The following is an 18,792-nucleotide window of genomic DNA, read 5'->3' as shown; positions in this document are numbered from 1 at the left end:
CATGGACACGCCCCCTCCCCAGACCGAGCGCACAGAGCCCACCGAGGCGGACGTCGCGGCCTTCAAGCAACAGCTCGGCCGCCCGCCGCGCGGGCTGCGCGCCATCGCGCACCGCTGCCCGTGCGGCGAGCCGGACGTGGTGGAGACCGCGCCCCGGCTCCCCGACTCGACGCCCTTCCCGACGCTGTACTACCTGACCTGCCCGCGCGCGGCCTCGGCCATCGGCACGCTGGAGGCGAACGGCGTCATGAAGGAGATGACGGAACGCCTCGCGACCGACCCCGAGCTGGCCGCCGCGTACCGCAAGGCGCACGAGGACTACATCGCGCGCCGTGACGCCATCGAGGTGCTGGCCGGTTTCCCGAGCGCGGGCGGGATGCCGGACCGGGTGAAGTGCCTGCACGTCCTCGTCGGCCACTCGCTGGCCGCCGGGCCCGGGGTGAACCCGCTGGGTGACGAGGCGTTGGCGATGCTGCCGGAGTGGTGGCGCAAGGGTGCGTGTGTGACTCCGTTCACAAAGGAAGGCGCCGAATGACCAGGGTCGCTGCTGTTGACTGCGGTACGAACTCCATCCGTCTCCTGGTCGCGGACGTGGACCTCGCCACGGGCGAACTGGTCGACCTCGACCGGCGGATGAAGATCGTCAGGCTGGGCCAGGGCGTGGACAGGACGGGCCGGCTGGCGCCGGAGGCGCTGGAGCGTACGTTCGCCGCGTGCCGCGAGTACGCGGAGATCATCGCGTCCCACGGGGTGCGGGCGCCGGACAACCTGTTGTTCGTCGCGACCTCCGCCACGCGTGACGCGGAGAACCGCGACGAGTTCGTGCGGGGGGTCGTGGAGATCCTGGGCGTGGAGCCCGAGGTGATCAGCGGCGACCAGGAGGCGGAACTCTCCTTCACGGGCGCGACGAAGGAACTCCCGGGGCACGACAGCTATCTGGTGGTGGACATCGGGGGCGGCTCGACGGAGTTCGTCGTCGGTGAGGACGAGGTCAGGGCCGGCAAGTCGGTGAACATCGGCTGCGTACGCCTGACGGAACGCCACCTGCTGCACGACGGCGTCCTCACCGACCCGCCGACCCCGGAACAGGTCACCGCGGTCCGGCTGGACATCGAAGCGGCGCTGGACCTGGCGGAGGAGACGGTCCCGCTGCGCGAGTCGCGCACGCTGGTGGGCCTGGCGGGCACGGTGACGACGGTGGCGGGGATCGCGCTGGACCTGGGGACGTACGACTCGGAGGCCATCCACCACAGCCGGATCCCGCTGGAACGGGTGAGGGAGATCACCGGCCGCCTGCTGATGGCCACACACGCGGAGCGGGCGGCGATCCCGATCATGCACCCGGGGCGGGTGGACGTGATCGGGGTGGGGTCCCTGATACTGCTCGCGATCATGGAGCGGACGGGCGCGAACGAGGTCGTGGTGAGCGAGCACGACATCCTGGACGGCATCGCGTGGCAGGCGGCACGCGACGCCGGGTGAGGTCCGCGCCGTGACCGGAACCGGCGCGTCACTTCGCGTCGTTGGCGGGCTCGGCGAACAGGCCCCCAGTAGCTCGGCCATGCTCACGGTGGGGCCGTCCGCCGCAAGTACCGCTTCCGCCTCCCGGGCCGGCAACCGGTCTGCTGCCTCCTCCAGGGCCACGAAGTCCGCGATCGGCACCAGGGCGGCCACCTGCACGCCGTCGCGGGTGATCACGGTGGGCCTGCCCTGCTCGGCGTGGTCGATGTGGTCGGCCAGGTGTGCGCGGGCTTCCCGGGCGGTCGCGACGCTCTCAGCCACACAGAGAGTGTGCACGACATCGCTTACAGCGGTGGCCAAGTACGGGCGTGTGGCCTTCGGGGGATCAGGCCGCTTCCTCGTTCAGTACGCCCCTGAGCAGCAGATCCGTCAGCCTTTCGATCGCTGACGACGCCCGCTCGGCCGGGAGCGCCCGGAAAGAGGTGATCGCCAGCAGGGCCACGCGCGCGTCAGTGACCGATACGTCGTCCCGGAGGGCGCCGGCCTCGCGGGCGCGGCGTACCAGCAGGGCGAACGCCTCGGCGTGCGCGCGGCGTTCGTCGGCGAAGGCCGCTCCCGCGCTGTGCGAACCGAGCAGCGCTTCGTTGATGGCCCGGTCGCGCGTCTGCCGCTCGCTGAAGCGGCGGATGGTGCCGCGCAGCGCGCGCCGCGCGTCCGGGTCGGCGAGGGCCGCCCGCATCTCCGCCCCGCACCGGGCGACATGCTCGGCGAGTACGGCCGAGATGAGGTCCTGACGCGACGGGAAGTGCCGGTAGACCGTGGCGACGCCCATACCGGCGCGCCGCGCGATCTCACGTACCGGCAGCTCAAGACCGTCCGCGGCGAACGCGGCCCGCGCCACTCCGAGGATGTGCCGGTGGTTGTCCTCGGCATCCGTACGGCGCTTCCGAGTCACTCTGCCCCGCCCCTCTCTCGCTTCGCCGTTGTCCGGAACGGCCGTTCCTAGTCTGCCTCTGTGCCAAGGCGCACGGTCATGTCGTCCAGCTTGTCGTCCAGGTCAGAGGGGTCATCGTGTTCGCAGTCCAGTTCGACCGGTTCGGTCCTCCCGAGGTGCTCACCGTCGGTCCGTATCCCGAGCCGCACGCGGGCCGGGGGGACATACGCATCGCGGTCAGAGCCGCCGGAGTCTCGCCGGTCGATGTCGTGCTCCGCGCCGGAGAGTCCCCGTCGGCCGCGAAGATCGCCCTGCCGCATGTCCCGGGCGTCGACGCGGCCGGGGTGGTCGACGAAGTGGGGCCGGACGTCACCGGTGTCGCGGTCGGGGACGAGGTGTTCGGCGCGGTCGATGTCTCGCTGCTCGGCGGGGCGAGCGCCGAGTTCGCCGTTCTGCGGTTCTGGGCCCCTAAACCGGCGTCGATGCCCTGGGACGAGGCCGGCGCGGGCGGTACGAGCATCGAGACGGCGACCCGGGTGCTCGACCTGCTCGACGTACGCGTAGGAACGACCCTGCTGATCGACGGCGCCGCGGGCGGCGTCGGCAGCGTCGCCGTGCAGCTCGCGATCGCGCGGGGCGCACGTGTGATCGGGACGGGCGGCCCGGAGAACCAGACCTTCCTCGCCGGGCTCGGCGCGATCCCCACCACGTACGGCGAGGGGCTGCCCGAGCGGGTCGGCGCGCTTCACGCCGGGCGGGTCGACCGCGCGCTCGACGTCGCCGGTGCCGGCTCGCTGTCCGAACTCGTCGCGCTCACCGGCACGGCGGACTCAGTCGTCACCATCGCGGACTTCACAGGCCCCGGACGCGGCGTCCGCCTCTCGGTCGGCGACCTCGGCGGCCAACCGCATGGACGCCACGGCCTCGCCGTCGCTGCCGCGCTCTTCGAACAGGGCCGCTTCCGCGTCCCCTTGCGGCAGGTGTTCCCCATGGAACAGGCGGACCGCGCCCACGCGTTGGCCGCGCGAGGCCCACGGCGCGGAAAGATCGCCCTGACCGCCGCGGGCCGCCGCCCGGGCGTCGCCGGGTAGGCGGGACTTTCACGACGGACGCGGTCAGGACTGGGCGTCGTCGTCCATGAAGTCCGGTACGTCGGCGGACAGCAGGTGTTCGGCGCCGCCTTCGAGGACGTGGGCCATCTCGGCGGAGCGGGGAAGCATGGTCTTCTCGTAGACGCGGACGGCGTCATCGAGAGTGGCCGCGTTCGCGAGAGCGAGGGCGAGTTCGGCGGCGTCGAGCATGGCGAGGTTGACGCCGACGCCGAGCGGGGGCATGAGGTGGGCGGCGTCGCCGACCAGGGTCACCGTCGGGTTGTGTTCCCAGGTGTGCGGGACCGGGAGGGCGAGGATGGGCCGGTCGACGTAGAGGCCGTCGTTGTCGGCGATCATCCGGCGCAGCCGGGGCGACCAGTGGGCGTACTCGTCGAGGAGCAGGGCGCGGATGCCGTCGGTGTCGTCGGGGGTGAGGCCGTTCTTGGTGATCCAGTCGACCGGGACACGTCGGATGATGTGGACGCGCAGGTGATTTCCGCTGTTGCGCTGGGCGAACAGGCCGCGGTCGCCGTCGGCCGCGGCGGCGCTGCCGGGGCCGACCAGCTTGGCGAGGTCGGGGTGTTGGTTCTCGACGTCGGAGAACCACGCTTCCAGGAAGCTCACGCCGGTGTACTCGGGAACGGCGGGCGACACGGCCGGTCGTACCCGGGAGAAGGCGCCGTCCGCGCCGATGACCAGATCGGTCTCGACGGTCGTGCCGTCGGCGAAGTGCAACCGCCGTGGACCGTCGGCGGGCCCGCTGATCTTGTCGAGGGTGCGGCCCCACCGTACGGTTCCCGGCTCCAGGGAGTCGAGCAGCAGGCCGCGCAGTTGGCCGCGGTCGATTTCCGGCTTGAAGCGCTCGCCGGCCTCCGGGACTTTGTGGGACATGACCTTGCCGGTCGGATCCATCCAGCGCATTTCCTGGCCTTCGGGGCGGGCCAGCTCGAAGAACTCGTCGAGCAGGCCGGCTTCGCGCAAGGCGATCTGGCCGTTGTCGGCGTGCAGGTCGAGGGTGCCGCCCTGATCGCGCGCGTCGGGGCCCGGGTCGCGGTCGTGGACGGTGACCGCGATGCCGCGCCGCTGAAGGATGCGGGCGCAGGTCAGTCCGCCGGGTCCGGCGCCGATGACGCTGATTCTGGCGCGGGCGGGTGCTGGGGAGTTCATGGTTGTTCCTTCGCTGACGAAGAGAGAGCGCATGGGGCGCGCAGTTGGAACACTCGGACGAAAAGCAGAGTAGGTAGAAAAGTAGAACGAGTCAACTTAGATATTGATGCAACTAGGATGTTGATGCAACTGTCGGATATGGTCACCTCATGACCACGCCCCCTGTCGGCCGCCGCGAACGCAAGAAGGCGGCCACTCGCCAAGCGATCGCCGACGCCGCACTGCGGCTCTTCCTGGAACACGGCTACGACCGGGTGAGCATCCGTGACATCGCCGACGCGGCCGACGTGTCGGCCGCCACGGTGTTCAAGCACTTCACCGGCAAGGAAGCGCTGGTGTTCGACCAGGACGAGGACCGCGAGTCGGAACTGATCGCCGCGGTACGGCAGCGAGCCGCCGGTCGGAGCATTCTCGATGCCCTCCGGCAGCACGTCCTCGACATCTGGCTGCCGCTCGCGGCGCACCCACAGATGGCCGACTACACCAACCTGGTGGACTCCACGCCGGAGCTACGCGCGTACGCGGAACGCAGGTGGACCCGGCACACCGAGGGTCTCAGCGCGGCCATCGCCGACGAGACGGGCGTGGAACACGACAACTTCGCGTGTGTGGCCCTTGCCCGGTTCGTGCTTGAGATCCCGACTCTCGCTCGCGGCCGGGAGGACCGCCGAGCCGCCGTCGAGGCGGTCTTCGACATCCTCACGAACGGCTGGGAACCGCCGGGCGGGCCGACCGCGCGGTGAGACGCGCGCTGAGGTCGCTTACCGGGGGGAAGCCGCGTACTGCGGCCGGTCATTGCTCCAGGTAGGCGGCGAGGTTCGCCAGCGAGGAGGCGAGACCGGCGGCGTGGTCCTCCGCCGAGACACCGGCGGGGACGTCCTCGGCGCGGATCTCCACGCGCGTCCCCGTGTCGGCCGGACCGACCTCCCAGGTCATCGTCATCGTGCCGGCGTAGGCCGGGTCCGCGGAGACGAAGTCCACGGCCTGCACGACGCGCACGCCAGGGACGAGGTCGACGAAGCGCGCCTCGACGATGTCGGAATCCGCTGTGGCCTTGCCCGGCGCCTTCGAGGCGTCCGCGTAGGTCAGGACCAGCCGGTACGACCCGCCGGGCCGCGCGTCGTACCGTTCGAATCGGCCACTCATGCCGTCCGGTGGCAGCCATGCCGCGAGCGCGTCCGGATCGACGAGGGCCGCGTAGACACGGTCAGTTGAGGCCGCGATCACCCGGGAAGCTGTGTCCGTCCGTGCCATCGGGCCACCCTAGCCAACCTCCGCGGACAGAACAGTCAGTGCGGAATGCTCGCGATGATCCGGTCGGCGCCCTGCCGCAGCAGGTCGTCGCAGACGCGGCGGCCGAGCGCCTCGCCGGAGTGGTCCGGGTCCTCGCTCACCAGGTGCGACGCCACGAAGGCCGAGCCGTCCGCGTCGAAGACGATCCCGCGCAGGCTGAGCCGCCCGTCGGGAAGGGTGTGGCAGTGCCCGGCGATCGGGCTGTTGCAGTGCCCGCGCAGACCACGCAGCATGGCGCGCTCGGCACCGACCTCGGTGGTGGTGCGCTCGTCGTCGAGGAGGGCGAGCAGAGCGGCGGTCGGCCGGTCGTCCGTGCGGCATTCGAGCCCGAGCGCGCCCGCGCCGACGGCGGGCAGCAGCTCGTCGAGCGAGAAGATGTGCCGGCCGCGGTCCTGGATGCCGAGCCGTTCGAGCCCGGAGACGGCGAGGACCATCGCGTCGGGCGCCGGGTCGGCAGGCCTTCTGCCGTCGAGCTTTTCCACCCGGCTGCCCACGGCGCCCCGGACACGAACCACCGAGAGATCCGGCCGTACCCGCTTGAGCTGCGCCTTCCGCCGCACGGCGGAGGTCGCGACGACGGCGCCCCGGGGCAGGTCGTCCAGCTTCCGCCGGGTCGAACTTTCGGGGAAGAGCAGGACGTCGCGCACATCGTCCCGGGGGAGATGGGCGGCGAAGAACAGCCCGTCGGGCATGGGTACGTCGCCGGGGACGTCCTTGACGCAGTGCACCGCCAGGTCGACGTCGCCGCGCTGCACCATCCGGTCGATCTGCTTGACGAACGACCCCTTGCCGTCCAGCTCGCTCAGATCGCCCTGCCAGAGGTCGGCCTCGGTCGTGACGGGCACCACCTCGATCCGCAGCTCGGGCTCGTGCTTACGGAGCAGCGCCGAGACCCGCTCGACCTGGGCGAGCGCCATGGGCGAGCTGCGCGTACCGATACGGAGGCGACGCGCGGGCCCGCCGGGTGCGGCCGGTGTGGGGGGAAGGCTGGTCATGGAGTCCTTTCCGTTCCCGTCTCACGGTAACGGACGGCGCGGCTCTGTCCCCGGCCCGCTCCTGGCGTACCCGCTCCTGTCGTATCCGTGGTTGTCGTATCCGCTGTTGTCGTACCCGCCGTCTAGGTTGGCGGGTGTGAACCGTACTGATCGTCTCTATGCCCTGGTCGAGGAGTTGCGGGCGGTCGCCCCCCGTCCGTGCAGCGCGCGCCGGCTGGCCGGCCGCTTCGAGGTCAGTGTGCGCACGGTCGAGCGGGACATCAGCGCCTTGCAGCAGTCGGGGGTGCCGATCTACGCCGAGCCGGGCCGCACGGGCGGCTACTGCCTCGACAAGGCGCGCACGCTGCCGCCGGTCAATCTCACGCCGGGCGAGGCCGTCGCGATGGCGGTGGCGCTGCGGGGGCTGGAGGGCACGCCGTTCCGGGCGACGGCCGGCACGGCGCTGCGCAAGCTGCTCGCCGCCATGCAGGGGGACGATGCCGCAGCCGCCCAGGCCTTGGCGGGCCGCATCCTCCTGCTCGACGACGACGACGACGAGGGCGGCAAGGGCGGCAAGGGCGGCGGCCTGCCGCCGATGCCGCGCATGGTGGCCGACGCGCTGGACACCCGCCGGGTCCTGCGTATCGGCTACGGCGACCGCGAGGGCGTCACCACGACGCGAGAGATCGAGCCGCTCGGCTACGCCGGCTCGCCGTACCACTGGTACCTGATGGCCTGGTGCCGGCTGCGCGACGGCCTGCGCGCCTTCCGTACCGACCGGATCACCTCGGTCTCGGTCACCGCCGAGGTGCCCGTACCGCGCTCGCTGCGCGAGGAGGATCTCCACATCCCGCAGGGGGTCCTCCGCCAACTCACCCTGAGCTGACGGCCGGACCCCCTCCGGCGCGATGACTCAGGTCCGGGCGAACGGCGGCTTGAACACCGCGAAGTGGTTACCGGCCGGGTCGAGCAGGTGGGCGAAGGTCACCCCCGCCGGGTTGACCTGCGGCGGGCGCTGGACCTGGCCGCCCGCCTCTTCGGCCCGTCGGCACGCGGCCTCGACGTCCTCGACCAGCACGGTGAAGACCGCGTAGTCGGGCATCCTTCCCTCGGTCGCGAAGAGCCCGCCGCGCAGTCCCTCCGGGTCACCCGTGGTGAAGATCTGGTACGCCGGGTCGGTGCTCTTCGTGTCGTCGTGCGCGACCGACCAGCCGAACACGTCTCCGTAGAAGCGCTCGGCGGCCGCCGGGTCGGCGGTGCCGATCTCGAACCAGCCGATGCCGTTGAATCCAGGCATGTCGTCCCTCTCGTGTCGCGCTCGTGTCGCCGCCGGGAGCGTCCCGGCGCTTCACCACCTTCGAGGGCGCCGGCGACAACCCCCTGTCGGTGTTTCCGCGCGTATCCGCGACCGCGAACAGGCCGTGTGCCGACCGAGGTTCCGGACCGAGCGTGACGGGGGCGCCGGCAGGGGACGGTGGAGCGGGGTGACGGGAGTGTTCTCGTCCCTGCCCCCTGAAAAGGGCTTCGCGGGGGGCCCTCCACCGCCGCGCCGACGACCCCTCCGGAACCTCCTCCGGAACCCCTCCGGACCCCCTCTCGGGGCCCCCGCCGGGCCCTCCCGCGCACCCCTCGCGGGAAACTTCGTGAACTTCTTCACAAGGAAAATGGCCCGCTTGGGTCCGGTCGTTGTAAGACCGTCTCCTCAGAGGGCTCAGACGGTCTCCGGGGGTGCTCACCCGGGCAGTTCCGGGGGCGTTACGGGGGTGTGAACCCCGTAAGTGGTCCACCCGGGGTGCTGAGGTTGAGTGCCAGCTCACAGGGGGTGGGAGGGGGGTTCTTCCGGCGACTGGTCTCCTTGATCGACCACCCTCGGCCCGAAGAGCGCCGGGCAGTATAACACCACGTGCCCAAGTTCTTGTGAAGGGGCTCACTAGGACCCCCTCCCCAAGGGGTGGATACTCGATCTCATGAGCACCACGGAGCGTCCCAGGATCCTCGTTGTAGGCGGTGGGTACGTAGGCCTGTACGCAGCTCGTCGCATTCTGAAGAAGATGCGCTACGGGGAGGCGACCGTCACGGTTGTCGACCCTCGCTCGTACATGACGTACCAACCCTTCCTCCCCGAAGCTGCTGCCGGCAGCATCTCGCCTCGGCATGTCGTCGTCCCGCTGCGACGCGTACTGCCCAGGGCCGAGGTTCTCACCGGCCGGGTCACGACCATCGACCAGGACCGCAAGGTCGCCACGGTCGCGCCGCTCGTCGGCGAGGCCTACGAGCTGCCTTTCGACTACCTCGTCGTCGCGCTCGGCGCGGTCTCCCGTACCTTCCCGATCCCCGGCCTCGCCGAGCAGGGCATCGGTATGAAGGGCATCGAGGAGGCCATCGGCCTGCGCAACCACGTCCTTGAGCAGCTCGACAAGGCCGACTCGACGACCGACGAGGACGTCCGCCGCAAGGCGTTGACCTTCGTCTTCGTCGGTGGTGGCTTCGCGGGCGCCGAGACCATCGGTGAGGTCGAGGACCTGGCGCGGGACGCCGCCAAGTACTACACGAACGTCAAGCGCGAGGACATGCGCTTCGTCCTCGTCGACGTCGCCGACAAGATCCTCCCCGAGGTCGGCCCGAAGCTGGGCGCCTGGGGCAAGGAGCACCTTGAGGGCCGCGGTGTCGAGGTCTACCTGAAGACCGGCATGGACTCCTGCGTCGACGGTCACGTGAAGCTCAACAACGGCCTTGAGGTCGACTCCAACACGATCGTCTGGACCGCCGGCGTCAAGCCGAACCCGGCGCTCGCCCGCTACGGTCTGCCGCTCGGCCCGCGCGGTCACGTGGACACCAGCGAGAAGCTCCAGGTGCAGGGCACCGACTACATCTGGGCCGCCGGCGACAACGCCCAGGTCCCGGACATGGCCGCCCGCAAGGCCGGCGTCGAGAACGCCTGGTGCCCGCCGAACGCCCAGCACGCGCTGCGCCAGGCCAAGGTCCTCGGCGACAACGTGATGTCCGGCATGCGGGGCTTCCCGCAGAAGGAATACAGCCACGCGAACAAGGGTGCGGTCGCCGGTCTGGGCCTGCACAAGGGCGTCGCGATGATCGTCATGGGCAAGATGAAGATCAGGCTCAAGGGCCGTCTCGCCTGGTACGCCCACCGCGGCTACCACGGCATGGCGATGCCGACCTTCAACCGCAAGATCCGCGTCTTCGCCGACTGGACCCTCGCGATGTTCCTCAAGCGTGAGGTCGTCTCGCTCGGTGCCATGGAGACGCCGCGCGAGGAGTTCTACGAGGCCGCCAGGCCGCCCCGTCCGGCCGCCGCCGTGGTCGCCCAGGCGGAGCCGCGGCACGAGCCCGAGAAGGCCAAGGCTTCCTGACCGCACGACGGCTTGACCGCACGACTGCTTGACCGGCCGACCGGCCGACGGCCTGATCGCCTCATCCCGGGCCGCTCGGCCGCGCACGACCCGTACGTCCCGAGAGGGCCGCCCGCCATCCGTGGTGCGGGCGGCCCTCTCGTCTGCGTAGGCCCACTACGTACCCGCGTATCCGCACCGAACGCCGTCGCCCTGACGGCTCAACAGGTCACGGTGCGTTGTGCGCCTTTGGCGGCCCGTGGCACTGCTCGCGGGCCACCGTCGCCGACCCCCGGAGCTGAAGCTTCCGCAGGGGAGAGATGGGCCACCTGGAAGCCAAAATGCGTGGTGGATGCAGGTATTTTGCCGTACCGTTGCGCGCCGTCGGGACTGCATCACGACCCGCCGGGTGTTTACGTGGTGCTGAGCATTCTGGGATTCACCATTGACGGAGGTGTGCGCCATGGCCGACGCCGCGCTGCGGCTGACCACTCTTGCCGAAGAGCTGCTGGGGGCCCCGCTCCCGGTGCGACTTCGCGCCTGGGACGGTAGCGAATCGGGTCCTCCGGACGCGCCGACCCTGATCATCCGCAACCGTCGTGCCCTGCGCCGCCTCCTGTGGAAGCCCGGCGAACTCGGCCTCGCGCGCGCCTGGGTGGCCGGTGAGATCGACGTCGAGGGCGACCTCTACGCCGTGCTCGACCGCCTCGCCGCCCTCATCTGGGAGCGCGGCGACCCGGGCAAGGAGGCGGTGCACCCCGTACTCGACCCCCGTATGCGCGCCGTCGCGCGCGGGATCGCCCAGATCGCGGGACCCTGGCCGCCCCCGGCTCCGCCCGCCGAGGAGATCAGGCGCCGGACCGGCGCGCTGCACACCAGGCGCCGCGACAAGCAGGCCATCAGCCACCACTACGACGTCGGCAACGACTTCTACGAGATGGTGCTCGGCCCCTCCATGGTCTACTCGTGCGCCTACTGGGACGACGCCTCCGGCTTCAGTCTGGAGGACGCCCAGCGCGACAAGCTCGACCTCGTCTGCCGCAAGCTCGCCCTCAAGGAGGGCGACCGGCTCCTCGACGTCGGATGCGGCTGGGGCTCGATGGCCATGCACGCCGCCCGCGAGTACGGGGTGAGCGTCACCGGTGTCACGCTCTCGCGCGAGCAGGCCGCGTACGCCCGTAAGCGGATCGCCGAGGAAGGCCTCACCGACCGGATCGAGATCCGGGTCCAGGACTACCGCGACGTCAGGGACGGACCGTACGACGCGATCTCGTCCATCGGCATGGCCGAGCACGTCGGCTCCGTCCGGTACCGGGAGTACGCGGACGATCTGTACGCCCTGCTCAAGCCCGGCGGCCGGCTGCTGAACCACCAGATCGCCCGGCGCCCCGAGAAGGACGAGGACGCGTACAAGATCGACGACTTCATCGACGCGTACGTCTTCCCGGACGGCGAACTGGCCCCGCTCGGCCGGACCGTCGCCACGCTGGAGGAGGCGGGCTTCGAGGCCAGGGACGTCGAGTCGATCAGGGAGCACTACGCGCTGACCCTGCGCCGCTGGGTGGCGAACCTGGAGGCCCACTGGACCGAGGCGGTACGGGCGACCTCGCCCGGGCGCGCCCGCGTGTGGCGGCTCTACATGGCGGCGTCCGCGCTCTCCTTCGAACGCAACCGGATCGGCGTCAACCAGATCCTGGCCGTGAAGACCCCGGAGGGCGGCGGGTCGGGGGTCCCGCTGCGCGCCCGCGACTGGCGCTGAGGTGAACTGAACGCGGCGTGGGCCCCGTAACCGCATCGGTTACGGGGCCCACGCCGCGTCCTGCTGTCCCCTCACGCTGTCACTCGGTCACTCCGTCTTGATCGCGGTCAGCATGTTCAGCCGCGCCGCGCTCCGCGCCGGCCACATCGCGGCCAGCACCCCCACCAGCCCCGCCAGCACCAGGAAGACCGCGATCCGGTCCCACGGGATGACCAGTACGTACTGCGGGATCTGCGTCCTCAGCGTCTGGCCGATCGCCCAGGCCAGGAACGTGCCGAGCGCCACCCCGACCACCGCTCCGAAGAGCGAGATGACCACCGCTTCGAGCCGGATCATCCGCTTGACCTTCCCGCGGTCGAGGCCGATCGCCCGCAGCATGCCGATCTCCTGCTGCCGCTCGAAGACGGACATCGCGAGCGTGTTGACGACCCCGAGGACCGCGATGAGCAGGGCCATCGCCAGCAGGCCGTACATGATGTTCAGCGCGGTGTTGATGGTGCCGCCGTAGGTGTTCCTGATGTCCTGCTGATCGCTGACGCTGACCGCCGGGTTGTCGCCCAGCGCGTCCACCAGGGCCTGTTCCCTGACCTGGCTCGGGCCGCCGTCCGCCTTCACGAACACCTGGGGGATGTACGCCTTCGCCTCGTGCGGGGCGATCACGTCCGTGGAGACCACCAGGGGCGACAGGAACTCGTTGTCCTGGTAGGTGGCGCCGACCTTCAGCCGGCCCTGCTTCCCGTCGTCGTAGGTCACTTCGATGACGTCGCCGACCTTCCACTTGTTGGAAGCGGCGGTCTTCTCGGCGACGGCGAGCTGCCCCTTGCCGAGCGAGTCCAGCGATCCCGTGACCGTCCTGAAGCTGAGCACCTTCGCCACATCGCCGGGGGTGACCCCGGAGGCGGAGTGGAACTCCCCCTTGACCCGGATGCTCGCGTCCTGCTGCGGGGAGACCGCGGTCATGCCGGGCGCCTTCTCCAGCGCCTCCAGCGCCGAGGTGTCGAGACCGTCGCCGCTCGCCATCGTGACCATGTAGTCGGCCTTGATGTTGTCGGTGGTCGACTTGTCGACGGCCTGGCCGATGGTGACGCCGAGCACCGTGAGACCGGTGACGAGGGTGAGACCGATGGCCAGCGCGGAAGCGGTGGCTCCGGTACGCCGCGGATTGCGCACCGCGTTCTGTCCCGCCAGCTTGCCCGCCACCCCGAAGACCCGCTCCAGCAGCGGACGTACGAGCGCGATGGCCGGGCGCGACAGCAGCGGGATCAGCACGATGATGCCGACCAGCGCCAGGAAGGCGCCGGCCGCGATCATCACCCGGCCGTTGTCGCCGCCGGCCGAGGCGCCCCCGACGATGAGGGCGGCGCCCGCGAGCGTCAGGACGGCGCCGATCGAGTTCCGTACGACGAGGGACTTGACGGTGGCCAGACCGTGCACGCTGCTCATCGCGGCGATCGGCGGGATCTTCGCGGCGCGGCGCGCGGGCAGCCAGGCGGCGATGACGGTGATCAGCACGCCGACACCGAAGGCGGCACCCACCGCGGTCGGCGAGACGATCAGCGGTCCCGCGGGCATCTTGGCGCCGAACGAGCCGATCGCCGAACGCAGCCCCGTCGCGAGTCCGACACCGAGGACGAAGCCGATGAGCGAGGCGATGACCCCGACCACGGCGGCCTCGGTCAGCACCGAGCGCTTGATCTGGCGCCGGGAGGCGCCGACGGCGCGCAGCAGCGCCAGTTCCCTGGTGCGCTGGGCGACCAGCATGGTGAACGTGTTGGAGATCAGGAAGACCCCGACGAACAGGGCGATTCCCGCGAAGGCGAGCAGCATCTCGTTGAGACCCGAGAGACCGGCCTCGATGTCCTTGGCCTGCTTGTCGGCGAGTTGCCTGCCGGTCCGCGCGTCCGCGTTCTCCGGCAGCACCTTCTTGACGTCGGTGAGGATCGCGGCGTCGGAGCGCGCTGAGCCGGGCGCCGCCACTACCGTGACGTCCTGGAAGTAGCCGGGCTGGAGGAAGAGCTTCTGCGCGGTCGGCGTGTCGAAGAGGACCAGGCTGCCGCCGGAGTTGACCGACCCCTCTTCGGTGCTGAAGATCCCGGTCAGGGTGTACGTCTTCACCGGGCCGTTGGTCGCCACGCGCACCCGGTCACCGACCTTGTACGCGCCCTTGGCCGCCGAGTCCTTGTCGAGCGCGATCTGTCCGGCCCTCGCGGGCCCGGAGCCAGCGGTGAACGCGTACGAGAGGTCCTTGCCGTCCTTGCCCGGCGCGAAGTTGCCGCCCCTGGTGGACCAGCCCTCGCCGATCAGCTTGCCCTTACGGTCGGCGACACCGGCGAAGCCGTCGACGCGTCCGGTGACCGAGGCGACGCCTTGGACTGCGGCGATCCGGTCGAAGGTCGGCTTGTCGATGCCGGGTGACGGCTTCTTGGCGCCGGCGGCGTCCTTTCCGTCGCCCGTACCCGTACCGGAGTTCACGGTGTTCGCGGGGTTCAGGGTCTCGTCGTAGGACGACACGGCGACGGCGACGTCCTTGTAGCTCTTCTCCGACTGGTTGTGGAAGGCGTTGCCCAGGGTGTCGGTGAAGACCAGGGTGCCGGAGACGAAGGCGACGCCGAGCATGACGGCGAGCACGGTCATCAGCAGCCTGGCCTTGTGCGCGAGCACCGTGCGCAGGGCGGTACGGAACATGGTGGGAGTCCTGGGGTGGTGGGTGGGGTGGCGGCAGGGGGTGCGCGGCGCGGCGGCTGCCGTCAGCTCGTGCGGCCCCTGGCGTCGAAGGCCTTCATCCGGTCGAACACCCCGTCGGCGGTCGGGCCGACCATCTCGTCGACGATCCGGCCGTCGGCGAGGAAGATCACCCGGTCCGCGTACGCGGCGGCCGTCGCGTCGTGCGTCACCATCACGACGGTCTGCCCCAGCTCGCGTACGGAGTTGCGCAGGAAGCCGAGCACCTCGGCCCCGGCGCGCGAGTCCAGGTTCCCGGTCGGCTCGTCACCGAAGATGATCTCGGGACGGGAGGCGAGGGCGCGGGCCACGGCCACCCGCTGCTGCTGCCCGCCCGAGAGCTGCGTCGGCCGGTGGCTGAGCCGGTCGGAGAGGCCGATGAGGGAGATGACCTGCTCCAGCCACTCCTTGTCGGGCTTACGGCCCGCTATGTCCATGGGCAGCGTGATGTTCTCCAGGGCCGACAGCGTCGGGAGCAGGTTGAAGGCCTGGAAGATGAAGCCGATCTTGTCGCGGCGCAACTGCGTGAGCTGCTTGTCCTTCAGCGAGCCCAGCTCGGTGTCGCCGAGCTGTACGGAGCCGCTGCTGAAGCTGTCCAGGCCCGCCACGCAGTGCATCAGGGTCGACTTGCCGGACCCCGAAGGGCCCATGATCGCGGTGAACTCCCCCCGCCGGAAGTCCACGGAGACGCGGTCGAGGGCGACCACCTGGGTCTCGCCCTGTCCGTAGACCTTCGACAGTTCGTGGGCGCGGGCCGCCACCCCGGTCGTGGGGGTGCGGCGGACGATCGGGGTGATGGTGGTCACGGGTGGGTGCTCCTGTCGGACGTACGCGGCTCACGCGGCGTACGGGAGAGGTACGGGGGGACGGCCTCATCGTTCATCCCGGGGGCCACCTGAGTCGTCACTCCCGCTGCCCGTTCGCGGGGCCCTCTTGGGGCTGACCGGAGGGCCCCGCTCTCCTCCTCCGGTATGACGGGCGCCGCCGAGGGGATGACCGCCGCCGGAGCCGCCGCCGCGCCACCCCGCGGGCCACCCCGCGAGCCACCCCGGGGGGCGGGAAAGAGGGCTGGAAGAGGGAGTGAAGGTCCGGATGCGTGATCGGACGGCGACTTTTCGTCATTCCTGTACCACTCGGTACAGCGCCACGGCCCGCCTCCGGCATGTGCCGATGGCGTCCCCCGAGTGCTGACGACCCCTCAGACGCCAATAAAATAAGACAACATCGGGTTACACCGCCGCTGTTGGGGAGGCGCGTCCCGATAGGCTCGTGTGCCAACGCGGAGCCGCGCGCCACGCCCGGATGGTGGAATGCAGACACGGCGAGCTTAAACCTCGCTGCCCTTAGCGGGCGTGCCGGTTCAAGTCCGGCTCCGGGCACATATTGCTGCACACATGTCGACAGCGGAAACGACCGTTTCTCGCTTTCGCTTTCTGTCTGCGTGGATACGTCGTGGGTGCGCGGCCCCGTCGCCGCTGGGTCACCGACCCCGTCAATCCGGGACCGTCACCGGTTCCTGCCCCAGGGGGCGTTGTCGGTGGGCCTGGATAGGCTTCCCGCCTTCGGACCAGTGGTCCCGCCGAGAAGGCGGCACGGTGGTGCCCTGCTCCGGATCATGTCTCCGGAACCGTCCGGGGCGCGGCACAAGGGGAGAAGCGCGTGGAGTTCGAGAACGTTGACGCACCGGGACCGGTCGGTGCGCCGGAGGAGGACCGCGCGGGGGCGGCGGACCTGCTGCTCGACGTCCGCCACCTCGAGGAGCTGTACGGGCTGCCCGTGCATACCGTCGGGGACGAACCGCTGGCGGATCTCGAGCTGCCCCGGTCCGGCTCGGTCGCGTGGCGGCTGGATGCCGGGTGGCAGGAAGACCGACCCTTCCCCATGGTGTGGGGCGAGTTCGTCGAGGCCGTCGACACGGCGGAGGTTCGTGCGCTGATCATCGGGCCCTGGTGGGAAGACGAATACGAGGACATAGAAGCGACGCTGCGGCTGATCGTCGCGGACGCGGATCGTTTCCCGGGCCTGCGCGCGCTGTTCATCGCCGACGTGATCAGCGAGGAATGTGAGTTGTCCTGGCTCGAAATGAGTGACATCACCCCCGTGTTGAAGGCCTTCCCGTTGCTGGAGGAACTGGGCGTCCGGGGCGGTGGCCACTACGAAGACGCCGGTCTGCGGTTGAGTCCGGTGCGCCACGACCATCTGCGGGTGCTGCGTTTCGAGTCGGGCGGACTGCCGCGCGGCGTGGTCCAGGCGGTGGGGGCGAGCGAACTGCCCGCCCTGGAGCACCTGGAGCTCTGGCTCGGTATCGACGAGTACGGCGGTGACTCCACCATCGAGGATCTCGCTCCTCTGCTGTCCGGGGACCGCTTCCCCCGGCTCCGCCATCTGGGCCTCCAGAACAGCGCGTCACAGGACGCGATAGCCGCCGCGGTCGCCGCCGCGCCCGTTGTCGCGCGGCTCGAATCGCTGTCGCTCTCCATGGGGTTGCTGACCGACGCCGGCGCGGAATCCCTCCGCGACGGCGAGTCGCTGACCCATCTGGCCCTGCTCGACCTGCGCCACAACTACCTGACCGCCCCGGTCGAGGAACAGCTCCGGAGCGCACTGGAGCCCAACGGGGTGCGGATCGAGTCGGCGCGGGGCGAATCATGGACGGACTCGGGCGGCGCGGAGCACTTCTATGTCGCGGTCTCGGAATAGTCCCGGTGCGTCACGATCCTGGAAAGATCCTCCCCGAGCACTAGGGTCTTCCCTTTGCGCCCGCATTACTCTTTACCCAAGGCCGCGCAGGGTGGCCATGGAGGAGTGAGATGAGGAGCAGCAACCCGGTCTTCTCGCGACGGGGCTTCAGCCGCGACAACGGTTACGCGGGCTTCAACGCGGCGCCACAGGCCGGGGGCCCCGCCGTTGGTACCGCAGGGGCCAACCCGTACGCGACGAACCCGTACGCGCCGCAGCAGGGCGCTCCGCAGGCGCCGGCGCGCGGCGGAGCGATGACGATCGACGACGTCGTCTCACGCACGGCTCTCACGCTCGGCACGGTCGTGGTGACCGCTGTCCTGTCGTGGGTGCTGCTGCCGGTCGACCAGGCCAACCTGGGCAAGTCGTACGGCATCGCCGTCGGCGCCGCGCTGGTGGCGTTCGTCTTCGCGATGATCCAGTCCTTCAAGCGCAAGCCCGTACCCGCGCTGATCCTGGCGTACGCGGCCTTCGAGGGCGTTTTCCTCGGCACGCTCAGCAACACCGTCAGCACCTACATCTCGCCCGGTGTGGTGGTGCAGGCGGTGCTCGGCACGATGGCGGTGTTCGCCGGTGTGCTGATCGCGTACAAGATGCGCTGGATCCGCGTGACCCGTCGCTTCTACGGCTTCGTGATGGCAGCGGCGATGGGCTTCGTCCTGCTGATGGCGGTCAACCTGCTCTTCGCGGTCTTCGGCGGCGGCGACGGCCTCGGCTTCCGCAGCGGCGGGCTCGGCATCCTCTTCGGTGTCATCGGGATCGTGCTCGGCGCGTGCTTCCTGGCGCTCGACTTCAAGCAGGTCGAGGACGGCGTGGCGTACGGCGCTCCGCGCGAGCAGTCCTGGCTCGCCGCCTTCGGGCTCACGGTGACCCTGGTCTGGATCTACACCGAGGTGCTGCGTCTGCTCTCGCTCCTCCAGGGCAACAACTGACCTGACCCCCGGCCGGGGTGACCCGGCGGGGCGGTGCGCGAACGCGAAGGGGTCCGTGGGCGGTCAGCCCACGGACCCCTTCGGCGTGCCGGGCCGCGTCGTGCGGGTGGCGGAGGGTGGCCTGCTGCCGGCGCTCAGCCGAGCCGGCGCGCGGCGCGCCTCAGGTCGTACTCGTGGACGATGGCTTTCGCGTGGCCGTACGCGAGGTCGTACTCGCTCCTCAGCCAACTGACCTTGTCCTCGAAGCGGAGGAGGCCGGGGCCGTCATCGACGGCGCGGAGCCAGTCGGAGATCTCACGACCGGTGCGTTTCGGGATTCGGGAGAGCAGATTGCGATGGGTCTCCTCGGAGAAGACAAGGGACATCGGCGC

The 18,792-nt window shown here is 70.3% G+C and carries 17 protein-coding genes, 1 tRNA gene and 1 pseudogene; 10 read left to right on the top strand and 9 right to left on the bottom strand.

Translation table 11 applies throughout. The annotated features are described in order from the left end of the window. Position 1 precedes the first annotated feature (1 nt). Entirely contained in the window at positions 2 to 535 is a 534-nt protein-coding gene (locus tag QR77_RS13955; protein ID WP_040022044.1) for a DUF501 domain-containing protein, read from the top strand. Beyond that, positions 532 to 1,482 (top strand): Ppx/GppA phosphatase family protein, encoded by a 951-nt coding sequence (locus QR77_RS13950; protein WP_040022043.1) that lies wholly within the window; start codon positions 532 to 534, stop codon positions 1,480 to 1,482. Before QR77_RS13955 ends, QR77_RS13950 begins: the two co-directional genes overlap by 4 nt. 28 nt (positions 1,483 to 1,510) lie before the next feature. Here the strand turns inward: QR77_RS13950 and QR77_RS43520 are convergent. Then, positions 1,511 to 1,782, bottom strand: a pseudogene (locus QR77_RS43520) (type II toxin-antitoxin system Phd/YefM family antitoxin). Between the two features lie 64 nt (positions 1,783 to 1,846). Continuing rightward, a complete protein-coding gene (locus QR77_RS13945) occupies positions 1,847 to 2,416 on the bottom strand; it encodes a TetR/AcrR family transcriptional regulator (RefSeq protein WP_040022041.1) in 570 nt (189 codons plus the stop codon). A gap of 116 nt (positions 2,417 to 2,532) precedes the next feature. On the opposite strand from QR77_RS13945, the gene QR77_RS13940 reads away from it, so the two are divergent. Continuing rightward, complete coding sequence (locus QR77_RS13940; RefSeq protein WP_040022039.1) at positions 2,533 to 3,486, top strand: NADP-dependent oxidoreductase; 954 nt, start codon at positions 2,533 to 2,535, stop codon at positions 3,484 to 3,486. A gap of 24 nt (positions 3,487 to 3,510) precedes the next feature. On the opposite strand, the gene QR77_RS13935 is transcribed toward QR77_RS13940, so the two are convergent. Further along, complete coding sequence (locus QR77_RS13935; RefSeq protein WP_040022037.1) at positions 3,511 to 4,653, bottom strand: NAD(P)/FAD-dependent oxidoreductase; 1,143 nt, start codon at positions 4,651 to 4,653, stop codon at positions 3,511 to 3,513. Between the two features lie 149 nt (positions 4,654 to 4,802). On the opposite strand from QR77_RS13935, the gene QR77_RS13930 reads away from it, so the two are divergent. Further along, positions 4,803 to 5,396: a TetR/AcrR family transcriptional regulator gene (locus QR77_RS13930; protein WP_040022036.1), complete on the top strand. Its 594-nt coding sequence runs from the start codon at positions 4,803 to 4,805 to the stop codon at positions 5,394 to 5,396. A 49-nt stretch (positions 5,397 to 5,445) separates the two neighbouring features. Here QR77_RS13930 and QR77_RS13925 read toward each other — a convergent pair whose 3' ends face one another. Both QR77_RS13925 and hemC read right to left on the bottom strand, forming a co-directional pair. Then, positions 5,446 to 5,907 carry an SRPBCC family protein gene (locus tag QR77_RS13925; RefSeq protein WP_040022035.1) on the bottom strand — a complete coding sequence of 154 codons (462 nt, stop codon included), beginning with the start codon at positions 5,905 to 5,907 and terminating at the stop codon, positions 5,446 to 5,448. 35 nt (positions 5,908 to 5,942) lie between these two features. Then, a complete protein-coding gene (hemC, locus tag QR77_RS13920; protein WP_052488721.1) occupies positions 5,943 to 6,941 on the bottom strand; it encodes a hydroxymethylbilane synthase in 999 nt (332 codons plus the stop codon). A gap of 136 nt (positions 6,942 to 7,077) precedes the next feature. On the opposite strand from hemC, the gene QR77_RS13915 reads away from it, so the two are divergent. Next, positions 7,078 to 7,806 (top strand): WYL domain-containing protein, encoded by a 729-nt coding sequence (locus QR77_RS13915; protein WP_040022034.1) that lies wholly within the window; start codon positions 7,078 to 7,080, stop codon positions 7,804 to 7,806. 27 nt (positions 7,807 to 7,833) lie between these two features. On the opposite strand, the gene QR77_RS13910 is transcribed toward QR77_RS13915, so the two are convergent. Next, entirely contained in the window at positions 7,834 to 8,217 is a 384-nt protein-coding gene (locus tag QR77_RS13910; protein WP_040022033.1) for a VOC family protein, read from the bottom strand. 670 nt (positions 8,218 to 8,887) lie between these two features. On the opposite strand from QR77_RS13910, the gene QR77_RS13905 reads away from it, so the two are divergent. Beyond that, positions 8,888 to 10,291 carry an NAD(P)/FAD-dependent oxidoreductase gene (locus QR77_RS13905; RefSeq protein ID WP_040022032.1) on the top strand — a complete coding sequence of 468 codons (1,404 nt, stop codon included), beginning with the start codon at positions 8,888 to 8,890 and terminating at the stop codon, positions 10,289 to 10,291. A 442-nt stretch (positions 10,292 to 10,733) separates the two neighbouring features. Further along, positions 10,734 to 12,029, top strand: coding sequence for a cyclopropane-fatty-acyl-phospholipid synthase family protein (locus QR77_RS13900; RefSeq protein WP_040022031.1), 1,296 nt, complete (start codon positions 10,734 to 10,736; stop codon positions 12,027 to 12,029). An 87-nt stretch (positions 12,030 to 12,116) separates the two neighbouring features. On the opposite strand, the gene QR77_RS13895 is transcribed toward QR77_RS13900, so the two are convergent. Both QR77_RS13895 and QR77_RS13890 read right to left on the bottom strand, forming a co-directional pair. Next, on the bottom strand, positions 12,117 to 14,714 hold the full coding sequence (locus QR77_RS13895; protein ID WP_040022030.1) for an ABC transporter permease: 2,598 nt from the start codon (positions 14,712 to 14,714) through the stop codon (positions 12,117 to 12,119). Positions 14,715 to 14,776: 62 nt separating this feature from the next. Further along, a complete protein-coding gene (locus QR77_RS13890; RefSeq protein WP_052489600.1) occupies positions 14,777 to 15,547 on the bottom strand; it encodes an ABC transporter ATP-binding protein in 771 nt (256 codons plus the stop codon). 499 nt (positions 15,548 to 16,046) lie between these two features. Here QR77_RS13890 and QR77_RS13885 point away from each other — a divergent pair. The 3 genes from QR77_RS13885 to QR77_RS13875 all read left to right on the top strand — a co-directional run bounded on the left by QR77_RS13885 (position 16,047) and on the right by QR77_RS13875 (position 18,421). Then, positions 16,047 to 16,129, top strand: a tRNA-Leu gene (locus QR77_RS13885). 355 nt (positions 16,130 to 16,484) lie between these two features. Then, positions 16,485 to 17,450, top strand: coding sequence for an STM4015 family protein (locus tag QR77_RS13880; protein ID WP_040027880.1), 966 nt, complete (start codon positions 16,485 to 16,487; stop codon positions 17,448 to 17,450). Positions 17,451 to 17,560: 110 nt separating this feature from the next. Continuing rightward, positions 17,561 to 18,421 (top strand): Bax inhibitor-1/YccA family protein, encoded by an 861-nt coding sequence (locus QR77_RS13875; protein WP_040022029.1) that lies wholly within the window; start codon positions 17,561 to 17,563, stop codon positions 18,419 to 18,421. Between the two features lie 134 nt (positions 18,422 to 18,555). On the opposite strand, the gene QR77_RS13870 is transcribed toward QR77_RS13875, so the two are convergent. Continuing rightward, positions 18,556 to 18,786: a DUF4287 domain-containing protein gene (locus QR77_RS13870; RefSeq protein ID WP_040022024.1), complete on the bottom strand. Its 231-nt coding sequence runs from the start codon at positions 18,784 to 18,786 to the stop codon at positions 18,556 to 18,558. Positions 18,787 to 18,792 lie beyond the last annotated feature (6 nt).

This window comes from Streptomyces sp. 150FB (assembly GCF_000818195.1).
GTDB lineage: Bacteria > Actinomycetota > Actinomycetes > Streptomycetales > Streptomycetaceae > Streptomyces.
This window is presented reverse-complemented; position numbering and strand designations above follow the sequence as displayed.